Genomic DNA, 18,074 nt, shown 5'->3' on the forward strand with positions numbered 1-18,074 from the left:
TTTATGGAATTGAATCAATTCGAAAGGATATGTCTCGGCTGAACTATTGTCATTACTAAAATTACCACAGTTAACCGTAGCAATAAAAATAAATGGTTAGAATCAGATAAGTTTTAAAAAACTTCATCAAGAATTTATTTTTGTAATCAATCCTTATTGCAACTAAAAAACATTAGTAATGCATTAAAAATTATTAATCCTCCCGTTATATAAATTATCATCAGCATACTTTTCTCTTTAAATTAATCAATAAAAAGTTCATCTAAATAAGGACCACTTTCTCCTGTTGTTTCAAGCTTAACACTATTCGCACCAGCCTTTAGCCTTATAATTGTTGGCACAAATTTCCATTCCTTTTCCCAACCTCCAGTAGAATTAAATTCTAAGGTTCGTATATACTCATCGTTTACATATAATTTCATGGGGTGCAATTTCCCTATATTATTATGCATATATCTAAAACGAATACTATAATCTCCTTCTTCGCCATCATTTTCTTGATAGAATTCTACCGACCCCTCGTTACCATCAAATCTTACAAAGCCACTACCCTTATATCGATGCGCATCTTCACTTGTTATCGCACCTCCTTGAAGAATACCATCTTCTGCAGAAATGTTAACGCCTCTTCCAATCCACATATCTTTAGAATGTTCATCTCCCCAAAATAAACCTTCGTTTTGCCCAAAAGTTTCTTCCATTTTTAAAACTATTTTTCCGTTTAGTTTTGCTAGAGCTTTTACTGTTGTGCCATCAATAACTTCAAAAGTGCCCTTATAAATAATGCCACTTGATTCTGGATTTTCTCCATTAGTTGTATAAAGTATCTCTAAATCATCAGTATTTGAAGTGCCAAAAATTTGAACTTGTTGGGCATCTATAGTGATTTTATTTGAAGTATACAGCGCCTTATCTCCTAAAATTGATGCTGTTATTATCGAAGCCTTTTTTGCGTTGGGTAATGTTCTTAGAAACAATCTAGATTTTCCAAAAAACAAGGTTCTAAAATCTGATTTTGTTCTACTTGTAGGATCAATAGGATTTCCATTTTCCATCGAAATTTTCTTTACATCACCTTGAATGTTATAGTAAACCTTGTTTTCTCCGTAAGGATATAAATTGTCATTTTCATCTACACTTTCTGAGGTGATGATATAACTTGTTGTAAAACTATCTTCAGCATTTAATTTTTGAATACTTGTTATTAATTTTGAAGGTTGGTTACTGGTTGAAAAAGACGTTCTTTTTACTTCTTTCTCATTAATATATGCGATTGCTTCCAATTTTCCTTCTTCATATGGCACCATCCATTCGCATTGCATTTCGTTCCAAACGGTTCCTGGTTGGTCTTTGCCTAAAGATTTTCCATTTAAAAACAGCTCTACCTCTTCTGCATTGGAATATACCCAAACAGGGATTACAGTATCTTTTTCCATTCTTGGATGTGTCCAATGTGGCAACATGTGAATCATCGGTTCTTTGGTCCATTGGCTTTGGTAGAAATAAAACAAATCCTTTTTAAATCCAGCTACATCTATGGCTCCACCCATAAATAAATTGAATGGTAAACCTCCATGAACCAAACCAGCTTCTCCGTAATAATCGAAACCTGTCCATCGAAAATGCCCACTATGCCATGGATGATCTCGCATCACTTCCCAATATTTTCTGGCCGAAACTCTTACTGTTGCATTATCGTAAGATGAATTGAAACTTTGCTTTCTGTTTTTCCAGTTTTTAGGATTTATACCTTCATAGAAAAATATTTCTTTCTCCGTTAAATTAGGCAACTCATAAGTACCTGGTAATTCATTATCGCGCCACCATGTTTGAGTTCTGTAATAGCCTCGTGTTTGCCATGTGTGAGGTGCTTCGGTTGAAATAAATGGTTTATCAAACGTTTTACTTTCTATAAATGATTTAGTTTCAGAACCACCGTTAACACCTTCAATATCCATATCCTTTGGATTTCCAGCACCTGAAGTAAATAAACGTGTTGGATCTAAATTTTTTCCAAACTTTACGAGTTCTGGAGCAATATCGCTATGGGTTTCGTTACCTAAACTCCAAACAAAAATACTTGGGTGATTTCTATCTCTAGTAATCCATTCCTTTACATCGCGTTGCCACCACTCATCAAATGCTTGTTTGCCATAATCTTGAGGTGCTTTTTTGTGCCAACCATCAAAAATTTCATCCATTACCAACAAACCAATTTCATCACAAATATCATAAAACATAGGTGGTGTTGGGTTGTGAGAAGGACGAATGGCATTAATACCCATATCTTTTAGGGATTGTAATTTCCAACGTAATAAAGGTTTCGTCCATGCGCCTCCAACAGGTCCACCTTCCCAATGTTCGCAAACACCCTTTAGCTTTACATTTTCACCATTTATCCAAAAGCCTGTTTCAGTTTCCCATTTTACTGTTTTAAAACCAAAAGTGGTTTCTATCTTATCAAGGACTTTTTTACCATCTAAAATCTGAGTCACAGCTTTGTATAATTTTGGCGAATCTGGACTCCATAATTCTGGATTTTCTATTTCAAACTGATAGGTTGGATTTGATGCTTTTAATTTTTCACATGTATTGGTCAATTCTTTTCCATCTGGAGAAAACAATTTCACCTCATACTTAAGTTTCTCTATATCGCCATTAATTTCTGCATCAATATTTACAAAAGCACTATTTTTTTGAATATTGGGGGTCGTAATAAATATACTATTGGGTTTAAAATGTGTCGTATTTACCTCTAATAATTTCACGGACGCATAAATTCCACATGGATGATACCAACGCGCTGAAGGTTCTAAGCTATTATCAACTCTCACGGCTATCGTATTTTCACCTTCCTTTAAATACTTTGAAATATCATATCTAAAACTAATATATCCGTAAGGTCTTTTTCCTAAATAATTACCATTTACCCAAACCTCACTATTCATATACACACCATCAAAATTGATGTATGTTATTTTTGAAAGGCTTTCTTTTTTTACGTTGAAATATTTTCTATACCAACCAATGCCTCCATCATGATATCCTCCACCTTGACCTTGATCGCCACCTTTACGTACGCCTTTTTCAAACGACCAATCATGAGGAACATTCAAAGTGCTCCAATAATCATCATTAATGTTTTCTTGCGAAAAAACTGTATCATCTTCTAAAGTAAACCGCCAATTGTTATTGAAATTAGTTTCTGCTCGTTGCGAAAAGAGTTCTAACGAAAACAGTAGAATGGCTATTAATATTTTGAGGTTCTTACCCATTTTAAAATTAAAGAATTATCGTTGCGCCTTTTTTATAGTTGATTGTTTAAATTTTTATCGTTTCCTTGGAATATCGTTTTGTAAAAATGGTTTATCTCTAGGAAACTGCTGTTCTAAAAGTTTTTTCATACGTCGTTCTACTTCGTTGTATTTAGAATTTCCAATTAAATTCACAAAAGACAATAAGCTATTTTTATGTTCATACAACTCTGCTTGCAAGATTTCATTGGTTACCGAATCTCTCCACTCTGTATAACGCCACTCACCATCTGTAGCTGTACAACCCATAATATTTTTTCCTCTAGCATAGACACTTGTTGCAACCTCATCCCATTTCTCGTTCGGGTTGTTAATTACTGGAAGTATACTTTTACCATCAGATTTAGGCCCTTCTAGACCACACAAATCAACCAAGGTTGGAAAAATATCGACATTTTCAACTAATGCATCAGAAGCTTTACCTGTAACTCTTTCTTTATATCCTGTTTCTCTGCTTATAATTAATGGCACGCGTACATCTATTTCAACATTAGAATGTTTACACCAAGCTCCATATTCTCCTATTTTATAACCATGATCGCTCATAAAAATAACCATGGTGTTTTTGCGCAGATCTAATTCTTCCAGTGTTTTCATAACTTTACCTACTTGCGCATCTATATAACTTATAGAAGCGTGGTAACCATGAATTAAATCGCGTGTTAAATCATCATCTAAGTCGCCTTCTTGAGGAATACCATAATAACCTTTTAATTCTCCCCAATTGGTTAATGCCAACCTATAGGCTCCTTTTGGCTTTTCTCTAGAAGGGATTTTAAAATTGTTTTTATCATATAAATCCCAGTACTTTTTTGGCGCATTAAATGGTAAGTGTGGTTTACTTAACCCTACGAACATTAAAAATTTATCGTCTTTTATTTTTTGTAATGTTTCTATAGCATATTTTGACGCGCGACCATCCTTATACGTCTCATCATCAACATCGGCAGCTTCAAAAGCAGGTCCTTTTATAGGTTTCCCTTCTTTTTTAAGACGCTCTAAGATCGCAGCATTTTCTGGTTTATTATAGGTATTCCCTTCTTTTTTAAAATGAAGGGTCCAGTTTTCTTTATCATCATTACTTTGATGATATACTTTACCTATACTGACTGTTTGGTATCCATTAGCCTTGAATAATTGTGGCATAGAAACTACATCTTTATGCACTTTACGAAGTGGTGTGAAAATACTATAAATTCCAAGTGTTTCTGGACGCAACCCAGTTAATGTACTCATTCTTGAAGGCGCACAAATGGCTTGTTGCGTGTAAGCTTTATTAAACAACACACCTTCACCCGCCAACTTATCGATATTTGGAGTTATTGCTGTTTCGCTTCCGTAACAACCTAATTCTGCCCTTAAATCGTCAATATAAAACACCAAAACATTGGGTTGTTCTTTAGTTGTACTTGTTTCTAATTGTTGCGCAATGCCATTTGAAAAACAAAAGATGACTAGTACTATGATTATGATATTTTTCATTTTATTACTGTTGAATGGGTTTTGGTGATTGCGAAGCGTTTATGTCTTCATCAAATTATCTATATAAACAGCTTAGTTTTATCTTTTTTACAGCTTAAAAAAGATATTAAAACCAATAATGTTGCTTGAGATAAAAGTTTTAGATTCATGTAAATTTTTAATTGCTTATTTTAGAGTTGATGTAAATTTATAGGATCCTGGTTGTGCCAATAGTTCAAACCCAGATTCTGCTGTCTCAACTAATTTGACTTGATTACTATCTTCAAGTTTTTTACCATTTAGCAATAGTTCATTTGATGTATCTGCTGGCACAATTATTTTTGCTGTAGTATTAGGAGGAACAACAACTACTAAATGAAATTCTCCATTCTTTATTTCCCAAGACGAAGACACTTTTCCATACGGTGTGTTTAATGATGCGGAAGCAGAATTAAGTGGCTGTCTAGCTTGAGGTGCTATTTTAATAACTTTATATCCTGCCTCTAAAGGCGCAATACCCGCAATACGCTCATACATCCATTCACCAATTGCACCATAAGCATAATGGTTTAAACTGTTCATGCTCATTGGATTATATCCTTCTGTTTTGCTATAACTGTTCCAGCGTTCCCAAATAGTTGTAGCGCCTTGATTGATTGAATAAAACCAAGATGGATACGTTTCGTTGAAAATTAATTTATACACTAAATCTATTTCTCCCATGTCATCTAAAACTTTTGATAATAATGGTGTTCCTAAAAATCCTGTTCGTAAATGATAATCTGCCTCTTTTAATTTTCGTAATAAATTAGTTTGAGCGTTTTCTATTTTTGATTCTGGAAGTAAATCAAATGCTAAGGCTAATAGATATGTTGTTTGTGTTTCTGTAACATCTTTTACCTTTCCTGTTTCATCAAAAAACTTTTCATCAAAAGCTTTAGCCACCTTTTTATATAAGGCTTCATATTTTTCTTGTTCTTTAACCTCTCCTAAAACCTGAGCTGTTAATGCTGTTAACTTTGCCGAATGTGCAAAAAATGCTGTACCTATTAGGCTACTCGAGGTATCGCCTCTAGTGTTTCCATTTTCTGGAAAAGGCTGTAACCAATCTGAAAAAGACATCATATTGGATATATAGTTTTTTGATTTTAATTCATGATAAGACACCCATTGTTTCATCATTTCAAAATTATCCTCCAAAAAGCCAACATCACCTGTACGTAAATATATTTTCCAAGGAATAATGGTTCCTACATCGCCCCAACCAGAACTTCCAATTTTATTTCCACGGGCATCAGGAACTGTCCAAGGAATAGCACCATCCTCAAGTTGTGCTTCCCTAACACTTTGCAACCAACTGGCCCAAAACTTATAAACATCGGCATTAAACATAGATGTTGGCCCAAATACTTGCGCATCACCAGTCCATCCTAATCGTTCATCACGTTGCGGACAATCGGTAGGAATATCTAAAAAATTACCACGTAGACCCCAAACGATGTTACTTTGTAGTTGATTTAAATTATCATGTGATGAAGCAAACGTACCATTATCTTCAAAATCGGAATACAAAACTCGACCCTTTACCCAATCTTTTGAAGGTTTTTTTGATGTGTCAAACCCGCTAAGCTCTACATATCTAAAACCGTGAAATGTAAATTTGGGCATATAAGTGATGTCTCCATCTTTAGCAGCTATGTAATAATCTGTTGAATGTGCCGAACGGTAATTTTTAGTATAAAACGAACCATCTGGCGATAGCATTTCTGCAAACCTTACTTTTAGGGTATCTCCCTTTTTCATAGGAACATTTACAATAGGTACACCTACCATATTTTGTTTTAAATCAAATACAGCCGCTCCGTCATTACTCGTCATGTCTTGCGGTACTAACTCTATTTTACCTTTTACGGTAGTGTGGCGCTTTGGTTCTAACTTAACATTATCATCCAGAGCTGCAACTTCAACGGTCGTCCAATCTTTATCATCAAAATTGTTAGTCGTCCAATTAGGCATTTCTAAATTTGCATTATAAATTTCACCATCATAGATTTCAGCGAACTGAAGCGGACCATTTGTTGTCCCTTTCCAACTATCATCAGAAACTATAATTTCTTTAACGCCATCACTCATCGTCATTTCTAACTGTGCTAAAACTTTTGGCGAAATTGTATTATCCCATGGTGTTGTTCCCCAAAGTAAACGACCCGAATACCAACCCGAAGCCAGTTCAACACCAATGGTATTTTGTCCAGATTCTATTAATTTGGTAACATCATAAGTTAAGGTCTCAATGCGTTTATCATAAGTGGTAAAGCCAGGTGACATCGCATCATCTGAAACATTTTCACCATTTATTGAAACATCAAACACGCCTTTAGAGGTAATGTATAATCTTGCTGAAGTTACATCGTTGGTTAACTCAAATCCTTTTCTTAAATATTGTGGTTTATGTATGAGTACTTTTCCACGTCCGCTTATACTATCTTTGGCAGTATCCAAACCAACCCATTTGGCTTTCCAATCGCTATTATTTAATAAACCTAATTCGAAGTTTTGAACAGCACTCCATTTTGAAGCTTCATTATCTTGATTCCAATATTTTACTTGCCAAAAAACTTTTTGTCGAGATTTTAAAGCTTCTCCTTCATATTTTACCCATGTAGATTGTGTGGTTTGCTGTTTTTCTGAGTTCCACAAATCAGCATGATCTGGTAATAATTCTGGACTACTAGCTACTACTATTTGATAAGCTGACTGACTTAGCACACCTTCAGAAACTGGTAATTGCCAAGAAAAAGTAGGTGAGCTATCATAAAAACCTAAAGGGTTTTCAAACCCCTCGGAAATTGTTAATTTTTGAGCTTCTACAAGAGTTTCTTGTTCTTTACATGATGTAAAGCTCAAAAAAACACATGCACAAAAAGCAAATAAGAAATGTTTAAAGTTCAATTTTTTTAACATGATTATAGTTTAGTTTGAATGTTATATGTTCCTGGTTCTGCTAAAATTTTAATTGACTGTTCATCAGAACCGATTAATTTTAAATTTGAAGCTTCTTTTAAAGCATTACCATTTACAAGTAAGTTATTTTGAGTTGCATTTGGAATATGAATTTCAGCAGTTGTATTCGGAGGAATTACAACATCAAGATTAAAAGAATCATCCTCAATTACCCATGATGATGACGCTTTTCCATAAGGTGTTTTTACACTTGCAGAAGCCGATCTTAAAAACTCGGTATTTGGTATGGGTGCAATTCTAATTTTCTTATATCCAGGCTCTAAAGAAGCGATTCCGGCAATGCGTTCGTACATCCATTCACCAATAGCTCCATAAGCATAATGGTTCAAACTATTCATAGGCTGTGGATTATAGCCATCTGCTTTACTATAACTATTCCAACGTTCCCACATCGTAGTTGCCCCTTGGTTTATAGAGTAAAACCAAGATGGGTAGGTTTCTTTAAATAAAATTTTATACATCAAATCTATTTCTCCCATATCATCTAAAACCTTTGGCAAAATTGGTGTTCCTAGAAATCCTGTTCCTAAATGATAATCTGCATTCTTTATCTCTTCAAGTAAGTGCTTTTGTGCTTTTATTTTAGTTTCTGGCTTTAATAAATCAAAATGTATGGCGAGTAAATAGCTGGTTTGTGTTTGTATTTCTCCTGTTAACCTTCCGTTTCCATCAAAAAATTCATTCTCAAAAGCACTAGCAATAGTGTTGTACAATTTTTTGTATTTTTTTTCATCTTCTGTTTTACCTAAAACACTAGCGATTTTAGATACTAAATGCGCTGAATGCGCAAAAAAAGCAGTATGAATTAACTCTTTTGGTGTATCTCCTCTATTGCCCCCTTTACCTGTTTTAGAAGGATAAGGTTGCAACCAATCTCCAAAAGAATGCATTATTGGAATGTAGGCTTTATCTTTAACTTTGGATTGATAATATCCAACCCATTTTTTAGCCGACTCGTAACTCTCTTCCAGCACGGTAATATCGCCTGTTGCATTGTAAATATCCCAAGGAATAATTACAGCAGCATCACCCCAACCAGAACTTCCGTTTTTGGTTTGCAATACATCTGGCACAATAAAAGGTACCATACCGTCTTTATGTTCAGATTGATTTTCTCTTAAACTTTGCAACCAGGCTGTCCAAAAGGCATGTACATCATAGTTCAACAACGATGTTGGCGCAATAACTTGTGCATCTCCTGTCCAACCCAATCGTTCATCACGTTGTGGGCAGTCTGTAGGGATATCAAAAAAGTTGTCTCGTAAGCCCCAAGTAATATTACTTTGTAATTGATTCAATTTATCATGCGATGATGTAAATGTCCCGTTTTTCTCAAAATTGGAATGTTGTGCTATCCCTTGTACCCAAGAAGCATCTGGTTTCGCATTTTTATCATAACCACTTAATTCCAAAAATTGAAATCCGTGAAACGTGAATTTTGGTGTGTATTCGATGATGCCATCCGACACAGCAATATAATAATCAGTTGATTTTGCAGAACGGTAATTTTTAGTGTAAAAAGTTCCATCAGATAATAGCATTTCAGAAAACCGAATTTTCAAAGTATCGTCTTTTTTCATAGGTACTTTAACTTTTGGAACGCCCACCATGTTTTGTTTAAGATTAAAAATTGCCGAATTTTTATCAACCGAAACAATTTCCACATCTGTTAAAACCAGTTGATTTTTTACGGTAAGATGTCTTTTTGGAGCTAATTTAACATCCTTAGAAATAGCCTCAACTTCAACCAATTCCCAATTAGAATCATCAAAAGTAGTAGTGTTCCAATTTGGCATTTCAAAATTTGCATCATAGACTTCGCCATCGTAAATACCTGCTAAACGTATGGGGCCATTTGTAGTTCCTTTCCAAGATTCATCAGAAATAATGGTTTGTTTTGAACCATCTTTCATGACCACTTCTAACTGACATAGAATTTTAGGTGATAAAAAATTATCATAAAGGGCAGTTCTTCTACTAATTCTTCCTGAATGCCAACCTGAGGCTAATTCTACTGCAATGGCATTATTACCCGTTTCTAAAAAATCAGAAACATCGTAAGTAAGTGTTTCTATTCGATGATTGTAAGGCGTCCAACCTGGAGGCATAACATCATCACTTACATCTTTTCCATTTAAATGCACATCAAAAACACCTTTTGCTGTAATGTATAGTCTTGCTGAAACAACATCTGAAGATAATTCAAAACCTTTTCTTAAATATTGTGCTCTGTGCATTAAAAACTTTCTAACGCCCTTAATGCTATCTTTGGCAGTATCTAATCCTGCCCATTTGGCTTGCCAATCGTTATTGTTTAAGAGTCCTAGCTCAAAAGAATTGATTTCACTCCACTCTGAAGCGTTTTCATCTTGATTCCAAAAGCGCACTTGCCAGAACACTTTTTGACGTGACTTTAATTCTTTACCTTGATATTTTACAAAAGTAGATTTAGAACTTTCTTGTTTATCGGAATCCCATAAATCTGGATTATCAGGTAAATTTGATTTTGATGTAGCTACAACAATTTGATAAGCAGATTGCGATTTAATTTGTTCTGAAACTGGCAATATCCAAGAAAATGTTGGCTTACTATTATAGAACCCTACTGGATTTTTAAATCCTTCTGATATTATAAGACTCTCAGGTTTTAATACGCTAGTCTTATCACATGAACTTAAAAATGTTAGTAATAAAGTACTAGTTACTATAAATAAATATCGAATGGTCATTAATTTTCGAAAACTTAAATCTTTACTGATTTAGATTATATATTTAATTGCTACACCCTTGTAATATTTGTAACTGTATTACTTAAGTTTTTTATCATTTTATTATTTGAATACACACCCCATCTAAAATGGTACAAAGCATCGATATTCCCCAAAGTACTTTCTTCAGAAATTCCTGTAAACTTTAATTCATCATTAAAATAGACTTCCATGTCTTTACCATTACTTCTTATTTTAATTTTGAAACTTTTTGCTCCATTTGCCCAATCTTCATCTGAAGAAATACGTATATTTCCGTTAGACCTTGATCCTACATGTATTCTTCCATTAGATCTGACTTCAACTCTAAGTTGAGGACCACAACAACCTGCGAAAAGCTGTGCTATAGTATATGTTTCATGTAGTTTATCACTAGGCATCATTGTTGCTTCAAATGTATGCCACTCTACTCCTTCTTTCCACTTTAAACCTTGTCCGGCTTCTGTTCTAGCATGTTTTCTCTCCCCTACAAATTCATCACCAATAAATAATTTAAAGATTTGTTTGTTGGCAGATTCTTCATACCATTTAGAAACGGTGTTAAAATCTTTACGTTCTACATCATCATCAATAACTGTGAATAAATTAAACGGACTAGGAATACCTTCATGCGGAGTTAATGGAATACCACTATCTTGTTCTTCCTGTTCTTCCTGTTCTTCTTCTATGTTGTATTCAGGACTATCGCTACCACTACAATTTAGTAATGTTACAAACGCAATAAGAGCAAGAAATTTAACAGCTATTTTTTTCATGAAATATTTAAAAATATTAAAGAGCAAGATTGTTTCTATTTTTCAAAAAACCATCCTGCTCTGTCTTGCAAAGAGGCTGTTTTTTTAATTTATTTATTTATCCTTCGATAAATTGAAATTAAATTTATTTCTGTTCGTTGAATTTCTAATGACCAGTTGAGACTTTAATATTTTATGAGAGAAATCAATAGATAGATTATTTATTCTTTCAAAAATTAATCGAGCAGATTCCTGTCCCATTTGAAATGCTGGTTGATCTATACTCGTTAATGATGGTTCAAGTAGTTCATTAACTGGCTCATTATTAAAACCAATGATGGCTAAGTCTACTGGGATTTTAAGCCCCCGTTCTTTAGCCGCAACCATTGCTGCTATTGCTATTTGATCGCTAAATGCTATAATTCCATCAGGAGGATTAGGCGAATAGAGTAATTTTCTCGAGGCACTTAAATTACTTTCTTTCGTAAAATTGCAGAATTCTATTTGCTTTTCATCTATCGCAATATTAGCATCTTTTAATGCCTGCTTGTATCCCAAAAGACGCGTATTACTTATTTGTAATATTTCAGGACCACCTATGTACGCAATGCGTTTACAACCTATTGATAATAAATGTTCGGTTGCATCGTGTGCCGCCTTAAAATTATCAATTACTACTTTATCAGCTGCGACTTCATCACATTGCCTATTAAATAAAACCAATGGTATATTTTTTTCTTGGAGTCCTAAAAAATGATCAAACTGCTTAGTTTCACCGGCTAGAGAAACTATTAAACCTGAAACCCCCATATTTACGAGCTCCTCTGTTAATTTTTTTTCTCTTTCGTAGGATTCATTCGATTGACAAATAATTATGTGCATATTATGCGCTTCAGCAATTTTTTCAATTCCGCTAATTGCCATCGCGTATAAATGGTATTTTATTTCTGGAACAATAACTCCTATGGCATTGATTTTTTTAGGCAAGACCGAATCCGGAAACTTGTTAGTGAAATAATTTAAGTCGTAGGCAGTTTTTAAAACCTGATTTCGAACCTGCTCGCTAATTCTTGGGTTATTTTGAAGTGCTCGTGATACCGTAGAAGTAGAAATTTCTAAAATATCAGCAATATCTTTTAATGTTATTTTCTTTTCCAAATTGCAATTTTAAGTGTTGCTAAAGATATTGAATAATATCTATAGTGCAAAATATTGCACAATAATTTCACTAATTTAAAATTTTATCATTATAAAATTTAACAAATTATCTTATATTTGCTACAATTATTATCATATAATTACAATATGCAATTTATTGCACAATAAGATTAAACTTAGAAATATTATTAAAATGAGTAAAAATTACAACATTGCAGTTGTACCTGGAGATGGTATTGGAAATGAAATTGTACCGGAAGGCTATAGAGTATTAGAAGCTGTTGCTAAAAAACATAACTTTAGTTTAAGTTCTAAAAATTTTGATTGGGGCGCAGGATATTATTTAAAAAATGGTGAATTTCTACCAAAAGATGGATTGGAAACCCTTAAAAAATTTGATGCCATTTATTTTGGCTCTGTTGGACTGCCTGCTGTTGACGATACATTACCGGCTAAAGATTATACATTCAAAGTACGTGCTAACTTCAGTCAATATGTAAACCACAGACCTGTTAGAACATATCCTGGTGTAACACGACCACTTAGAAGTGAAAAACACATTGATTTTGTTATTGTTAGAGAAAATGTAGAAGGTGAGTTTGTACAAATGGGAGGTCAGTTTTTACCTGATTCTGCAGACGGTATGGGTATTGACACTAGCGTTTTTACAAGAAAAGGCATTGAACGTGTTGCACATTATGCATTTAAACTAGCTAGAAAAAGACGAAACAAAGTAACACATATTACTAAATCTAACACCTTAATAAATAGCTTAAGCTATTGGGATCGTGTCATAACAGAAGTCGCAGAGCAATATCCAGATGTAGCACATGACCAAATGTATATTGATAACTGCACTGCCAATTTTGTTTTAAAACCAGAAATTTTTGATGTGGTTTTAACAACCAATCTATTTGGAGATATTTTAAGCGATTTGGGTGGCGCTATTATGGGCAGCTTAGGCCTAGGAGGAAGTGGAAATATTAATCCAGAAAAGGAATTTCCATCTATGTTTGAACCTATTCATGGTTCTGCGCCAGACATTGCTGGTAATAATATTGCAAATCCTTATGGCCAAATTTGGTCTGCCGCAATTATGTTAGAGCATTTAGGTGAAATTGAAGCAGCAAATAATATTATGGACGCCATTGATAAAAGCACACAACAAGGGGTGCTTACTAAAGATTTAGGCGGTAATGCAGGCACAAAAGAAGTGGCTGATGCCGTAATAAAAAATCTATAAAATAAGATGCATCGAATTGTAGATCTTACATTAACATATAACGATAATTTTACTGGATATTCAAAATCAACCAGTAAAACGATTGATAGCGACGGGTGGAATGCGAGTACTTTAACTTTTTACTCGCATTGTGGCACCCATATGGATGCACCCATCCATTTTAATGTAAGTAAGCAAACTATAGATACCATGCCAGTATCAGATTTTATTGGACGCGCATGGATTATAGATATTCGTCAAATTGGTGCAAAAGCTTTAATAAATCCAGAACATATCCCACAAGATATTCAAGAACAATTTATCGCTGGTGACAGTCTGGTTTTTTGGACGGATTGGTCAAAATTTGTAAATACTCCAAAATACAGAGATGAATTACCAAGAATAAGCGAATCGTTAGCGCAATGGTGTTTAGATAATAAGGTGAAAATGCTTGGAGTTGAACCACCTTCAGTTGCTGATGTTAATAATTTGGCTGAAGTCACTAAAATTCATCAAATATTATTAAAAGGGGTTGTTATTATTGAAGGACTTACAAACTTAGAAAATTTACAATCTAATTGCGTTGAACTCATTGCACTACCGTTAAAAATTGAAAAAGGAGATGGTTCTCCTGCACGCGTTATAGCCATTGAAAAATATTAATGAATATTTCTTTAAAAGATATATCAAAACAATTACCAAAAGAAGACACTTCTAATTATAGAAGCTTGAATAAACAATTGTTTGATACATCAAAAAGAACATGTGTAGTAATAGATGACGATCCAACAGGGAATCAAACGGTTTATGATATTCCGCTTTTAACAAAATGGAATCTAGAAACGCTCATAAACGAATTTAAGAAAGAAACCCCCACATTCTTTTTACTAACAAATTCTAGGAGTTTATCACAAGAAAAGTCTTCCGACATTTATGAGGAAATCATAAGAAATCTTTTAAAAGCATCCGAGGTAACACATCGAAAATTTACAATTATAAGTCGCAGTGATTCTACACTAAGAGGTCATTTTTCTGAAATAGAGATCATCAAACAGTCTGAATATTTCAAAAATGCTATTACTTTTTTTATTCCAGTTATGTTTGAAGGCGGAAGGGTTACTATAAATGATATACATTACATTTCAGAAAGCGAGCAATTAATTCCTGTAAATAAAACACCGTTTTCTCAAGACCATACTTTTGCGTATAATCATGCTAATTTAAATTCTTACATCGAAGAAAAAACTAACGGGCGCATCAAAAATAATGATGTTGTTTCATTAGATATTGAATCTATTCGTTTGTTGGATGTTAATACTTTAAGTTCAAAAATAAGCGCTATTGAATCTGGAAAATATTGTATTGTAAACGCCCTAAATTATAATGATTTAGACAAAGTAGCCCAAGCATTATTACTTGCTGAAAACTCAAGAAAACAGATTATATATCGCACGTCGAGTTCATTCGTTCCTTCATACATTGGCTTAACACCAAAACCACTATTATCTGCTGAAGCTATAATTGATAACAATATCAATACTGGTGGTTTAATAATTATCGGGTCTTATGTGCAAAAATCTTCTGCACAATTAAAATATGTATTAGACAATGCTAATCAAATAGAAGTTATTGAAGTAAACGTTGAAACAATATTAAGTAACACCTCAAACACGTATTTAGAATCTCTTATTTCTAAAATTGACAAAACCATTAAAACTGGTAAAGATGTTGTTGTTTATACAAGTAGAAAAATAATTACTGGCAAAGACACAAATACCACTATAAATATCGCATCAAAAGTATCTCAAGCTTTAGTGCTTATTGTAAATGGCATTACTGTTCGCCCAAAATACCTATTAGCCAAAGGAGGCATAACCTCTCATGATTTAGCTACAAAAGGGTTAAATATGAAACGCTCTAAAGTTTTAGGGCAAATACTTCCAGGTATTCCTATCTGGGAAATGGCAGAAGAAACAAAGTTTCCAAAACTATTATATATTGTTTTTCCAGGAAACGTTGGCGACGAAAAATCACTTTCTAAAATAATACAAACACTATCTTGATATGAGCATAAAGACACGTATACCAACCAAAAGATACGGATTCTTTTTAGGATCTTTTTTGATAACTTTATTGTTATACATAGACAGAGTTTGTATTTCTTCTGCGAAAGATTCTATTAGCGGCGATTTAAACTTAAACGACATAGAAATGGGTTGGGTACTCAGTGCATTTGCCTTGGGTTATGCCTTATTTCAAGTACCTGGTGGTGCACTTGGAGATAAATATGGTGTTAGAAAAGTATTGACATCTATCATGGTAATATGGTCAATTTTTACTGCAATTACAGGATTAGCATGGAATTATATATCAATGCTTTTAGCTCGCTTCATTTTTGGAGCAGGAGAAGCTGGAGCTTTTCCGAACATTTCAAGAGCAGCTTACTCGTGGGTGCCGTTAAAAGAACGCGGTATTTTTCAAGGCATCAACTTTTCTGGATCAAGATTAGGCGCTGCTTTTGCACTTCCTCTTGTAGCGTATTTAATCGATGCTTGGGGCTGGCGCAGTATTTTCTATTTTTTCGGTGCATTAGGTATTTTATGTGCGGTATTGTTCTATTTTCTTTTTAGGAATAAACCAGAAGAACATCCAAGCATTTCTGAAGTCGAAAAAGAATTTATAGTTAAAAACCGCCAACAAGAAAAAGAAACGCTGAATGAAAGCTTGCCTCTCGGTCGAATTTTTGGCTCTAAAAATGTAATTTTAGCTATGATTCAATATATCGGGAGTAACTTTATTTTCTTTTTTACGCTTACTTGGTTGTTCCCATATATAAAAGCTAAATACGATTTAAATTTAGTCACTACTGGTTTCTATGCGATGATGCCTCTATTAGCTGGCGCTGTAGGCAATTGGGTATCAGGATTCACCGTTGATGCCATATACAAAACTGGAAAATGGAAAGCATCTAGGCAGATTCCAGCAATAATAGGCTTTTGTTTGGTAGTTACAGGTATTCTTTCTAGCTTGTATATGGATACGCCATTAGGGGCCGTTTTATGTTTATCTGTTGCTATATTTGGAGCAGATATGACCTTAAGCCCGTCCTGGTCATTTTGTATGGATATAGGTAAAGAGCATTCTGGAAAAGTATCTGGTATGATGAATATGGCAGGAAATCTGGGAGCTTTCACCACAGCTCTGGCATTTCCATATTTACAATCATGGACAGGCTCAAACGATCCGTTCTTTTTCGTAGCTGCTATATTAGGAGTAGTTGCAATAATTTGTTGGATATTTATGGATTCTACTAAACCAATACTTGATGAAAACTAAATTAAAAGGTGTTGCTATTGGCGCAGGGTATTTTAGTAAGTTTCAATATGAAGCTTGGACACGTATACCAGAAGTTGAAATAACGGCACTATGTAATTCGAATATAGAACGTGCTAAAAGTATCATGGAACCTTACGGCGTAAAAAATCATTACACCGATTACAAGGAAATGATTATTAAAGAAAAACCAGATTTTGTTGATATAATTACACCCCCAGAAACGCACTTTGAAATGTGTAAATTCGCCGCAGACAAAGGTGTACATATTATTTGCCAAAAACCTTTGGCTCCTACTTTTGAAGAATCTAAAAAAATAGTTGAATACGTTTCTAAAAAAAATGTGCGCTTTGTAGTTCATGAAAATTTCAGGTTTCAGCCTTGGCATCGTGAAATAAAAAAAATCATCAACGAAGGTACTATAGGTGATTTGTTCAGTTTAAATTTCAGAAGCCGCATGGGTGATGGATGGGGTGAAGACGCTTATTTATCAAGACAACCTTATTTTCGAGATTATAAAAAACTACTTATTTACGAAACAGGCGTTCATTTTATTGATACCTTCAGATATCATGCCGGTGAAATAAAAAGTGTTTATGCCATTCTTAAAAGACTAAATCCTGTTATTAAAGGTGAAGATTCAGGGTTGATGATTCTTAATTTTGAAAACGATTCGCACGCCATTTGGGATGCCAATCGTTACAACGAAAACAATTTCAAAAAACAGCGCTATACCTTTGGAGAATATTTAATTGACGGCTCAAAAGGCTCTATACGACTATATTCTGATGGGAATATAACCGTTCAAAAATTGGGTGGCAAGGAAGAAAGTCACAACTACACACATAACGATGTTGGTTTCGCTGGAGATTGTTGTTATATTTTCCAAAGGGATTTTATTGACACATTATTATCAAAAAATACTTTTGAAACAAGTGGCGAAAATTATCTGAAAACCTTGAAAGCCCAAGAAGCAGTATATAAATCGGCTGAAAAAAACACACCTATTTATTTATAAAAAACGCATGTTGTATAAACAGCGATAATGAGTTAATATAAA

General features: G+C 33.9%; 11 protein-coding genes. 5 read left to right on the plus strand and 6 right to left on the minus strand.

What is annotated here, in order from left to right; genetic code table 11:
* Positions 1-242 precede the first annotated feature (242 nt).
* The 6 genes from BUA46_RS00885 to BUA46_RS00910 all read right to left on the minus strand — a co-directional run bounded on the left by BUA46_RS00885 (position 243) and on the right by BUA46_RS00910 (position 12,459).
* Positions 243-3,275 carry a glycoside hydrolase family 2 TIM barrel-domain containing protein gene (locus tag BUA46_RS00885; RefSeq protein WP_019386981.1) on the minus strand — a complete coding sequence of 1,011 codons (3,033 nt, stop codon included), beginning with the start codon at positions 3,273-3,275 and terminating at the stop codon, positions 243-245.
* Between the two features lie 54 nt (positions 3,276-3,329).
* The gene (locus BUA46_RS00890; protein ID WP_019386980.1) at positions 3,330-4,796 is read right to left on the minus strand and encodes a sulfatase; all 1,467 of its coding nucleotides are present in this window, start codon (positions 4,794-4,796) and stop codon (positions 3,330-3,332) included.
* 165 nt (positions 4,797-4,961) lie between these two features.
* Positions 4,962-7,739 carry an alpha-L-rhamnosidase gene (locus tag BUA46_RS00895; RefSeq protein WP_072794723.1) on the minus strand — a complete coding sequence of 926 codons (2,778 nt, stop codon included), beginning with the start codon at positions 7,737-7,739 and terminating at the stop codon, positions 4,962-4,964.
* Between the two features lie 2 nt (positions 7,740-7,741).
* Positions 7,742-10,528, minus strand: a complete 2,787-nt coding sequence (locus tag BUA46_RS00900) for a family 78 glycoside hydrolase catalytic domain (protein ID WP_019386978.1) — start codon at positions 10,526-10,528, stop codon at positions 7,742-7,744.
* Between the two features lie 50 nt (positions 10,529-10,578).
* A complete protein-coding gene (locus tag BUA46_RS00905) occupies positions 10,579-11,322 on the minus strand; it encodes a polysaccharide lyase family 7 protein (RefSeq protein WP_019386977.1) in 744 nt (247 codons plus the stop codon).
* A 93-nt stretch (positions 11,323-11,415) separates the two neighbouring features.
* Positions 11,416-12,459, minus strand: coding sequence for a LacI family DNA-binding transcriptional regulator (locus tag BUA46_RS00910; protein WP_019386976.1), 1,044 nt, complete (start codon positions 12,457-12,459; stop codon positions 11,416-11,418).
* Between the two features lie 193 nt (positions 12,460-12,652).
* On the opposite strand from BUA46_RS00910, the gene BUA46_RS00915 reads away from it, so the two are divergent.
* The 5 genes from BUA46_RS00915 to BUA46_RS00935 are packed head-to-tail and all read left to right on the plus strand — an operon-like array spanning position 12,653 to position 18,032.
* Positions 12,653-13,702 (plus strand): tartrate dehydrogenase, encoded by a 1,050-nt coding sequence (locus tag BUA46_RS00915; protein WP_019386975.1) that lies wholly within the window; start codon positions 12,653-12,655, stop codon positions 13,700-13,702.
* A gap of 6 nt (positions 13,703-13,708) precedes the next feature.
* Positions 13,709-14,344, plus strand: coding sequence for a cyclase family protein (locus tag BUA46_RS00920; protein WP_019386974.1), 636 nt, complete (start codon positions 13,709-13,711; stop codon positions 14,342-14,344).
* On the plus strand, positions 14,344-15,744 hold the full coding sequence (locus tag BUA46_RS00925; protein ID WP_019386973.1) for a four-carbon acid sugar kinase family protein: 1,401 nt from the start codon (positions 14,344-14,346) through the stop codon (positions 15,742-15,744). Before BUA46_RS00920 ends, BUA46_RS00925 begins: the two co-directional genes overlap by 1 nt.
* A gap of 1 nt (position 15,745) precedes the next feature.
* The gene (locus BUA46_RS00930; protein ID WP_019386972.1) at positions 15,746-17,017 is read left to right on the plus strand and encodes an MFS transporter; all 1,272 of its coding nucleotides are present in this window, start codon (positions 15,746-15,748) and stop codon (positions 17,015-17,017) included.
* Complete coding sequence (locus BUA46_RS00935; protein WP_019386971.1) at positions 17,007-18,032, plus strand: Gfo/Idh/MocA family protein; 1,026 nt, start codon at positions 17,007-17,009, stop codon at positions 18,030-18,032. Before BUA46_RS00930 ends, BUA46_RS00935 begins: the two co-directional genes overlap by 11 nt.
* The last annotated feature ends 42 nt before the right edge of the window (positions 18,033-18,074 follow it).

The sequence above is a fragment of the Algibacter luteus genome (assembly GCF_900141715.1).
GTDB classification, from domain to species: domain Bacteria; phylum Bacteroidota; class Bacteroidia; order Flavobacteriales; family Flavobacteriaceae; genus Arenitalea; species Arenitalea lutea.

Excerpts from the sequence above, each read along its gene's own strand:
- BUA46_RS00885 (WP_019386981.1), bottom strand. The coding sequence starts at position 3,275 with ATGGGTAAGAACCTCAAAATATTAATAGCCATTCTACTGTTTTCGTTA.
- BUA46_RS00890 (WP_019386980.1), bottom strand. The coding sequence starts at position 4,796 with ATGAAAAATATCATAATCATAGTACTAGTCATCTTTTGTTTTTCAAAT.
- BUA46_RS00895 (WP_072794723.1), bottom strand. The coding sequence starts at position 7,739 with ATGTTAAAAAAATTGAACTTTAAACATTTCTTATTTGCTTTTTGTGCA.
- BUA46_RS00900 (WP_019386978.1), bottom strand. The coding sequence starts at position 10,528 with ATGACCATTCGATATTTATTTATAGTAACTAGTACTTTATTACTAACA.
- BUA46_RS00905 (WP_019386977.1), bottom strand. The coding sequence starts at position 11,322 with ATGAAAAAAATAGCTGTTAAATTTCTTGCTCTTATTGCGTTTGTAACA.
- BUA46_RS00915 (WP_019386975.1), top strand. The coding sequence starts at position 12,653 with ATGAGTAAAAATTACAACATTGCAGTTGTACCTGGAGATGGTATTGGA.
- BUA46_RS00920 (WP_019386974.1), top strand. The coding sequence starts at position 13,709 with ATGCATCGAATTGTAGATCTTACATTAACATATAACGATAATTTTACT.
- BUA46_RS00925 (WP_019386973.1), top strand. The coding sequence starts at position 14,344 with ATGAATATTTCTTTAAAAGATATATCAAAACAATTACCAAAAGAAGAC.
- BUA46_RS00930 (WP_019386972.1), top strand. The coding sequence starts at position 15,746 with ATGAGCATAAAGACACGTATACCAACCAAAAGATACGGATTCTTTTTA.
- BUA46_RS00935 (WP_019386971.1), top strand. The coding sequence starts at position 17,007 with ATGAAAACTAAATTAAAAGGTGTTGCTATTGGCGCAGGGTATTTTAGT.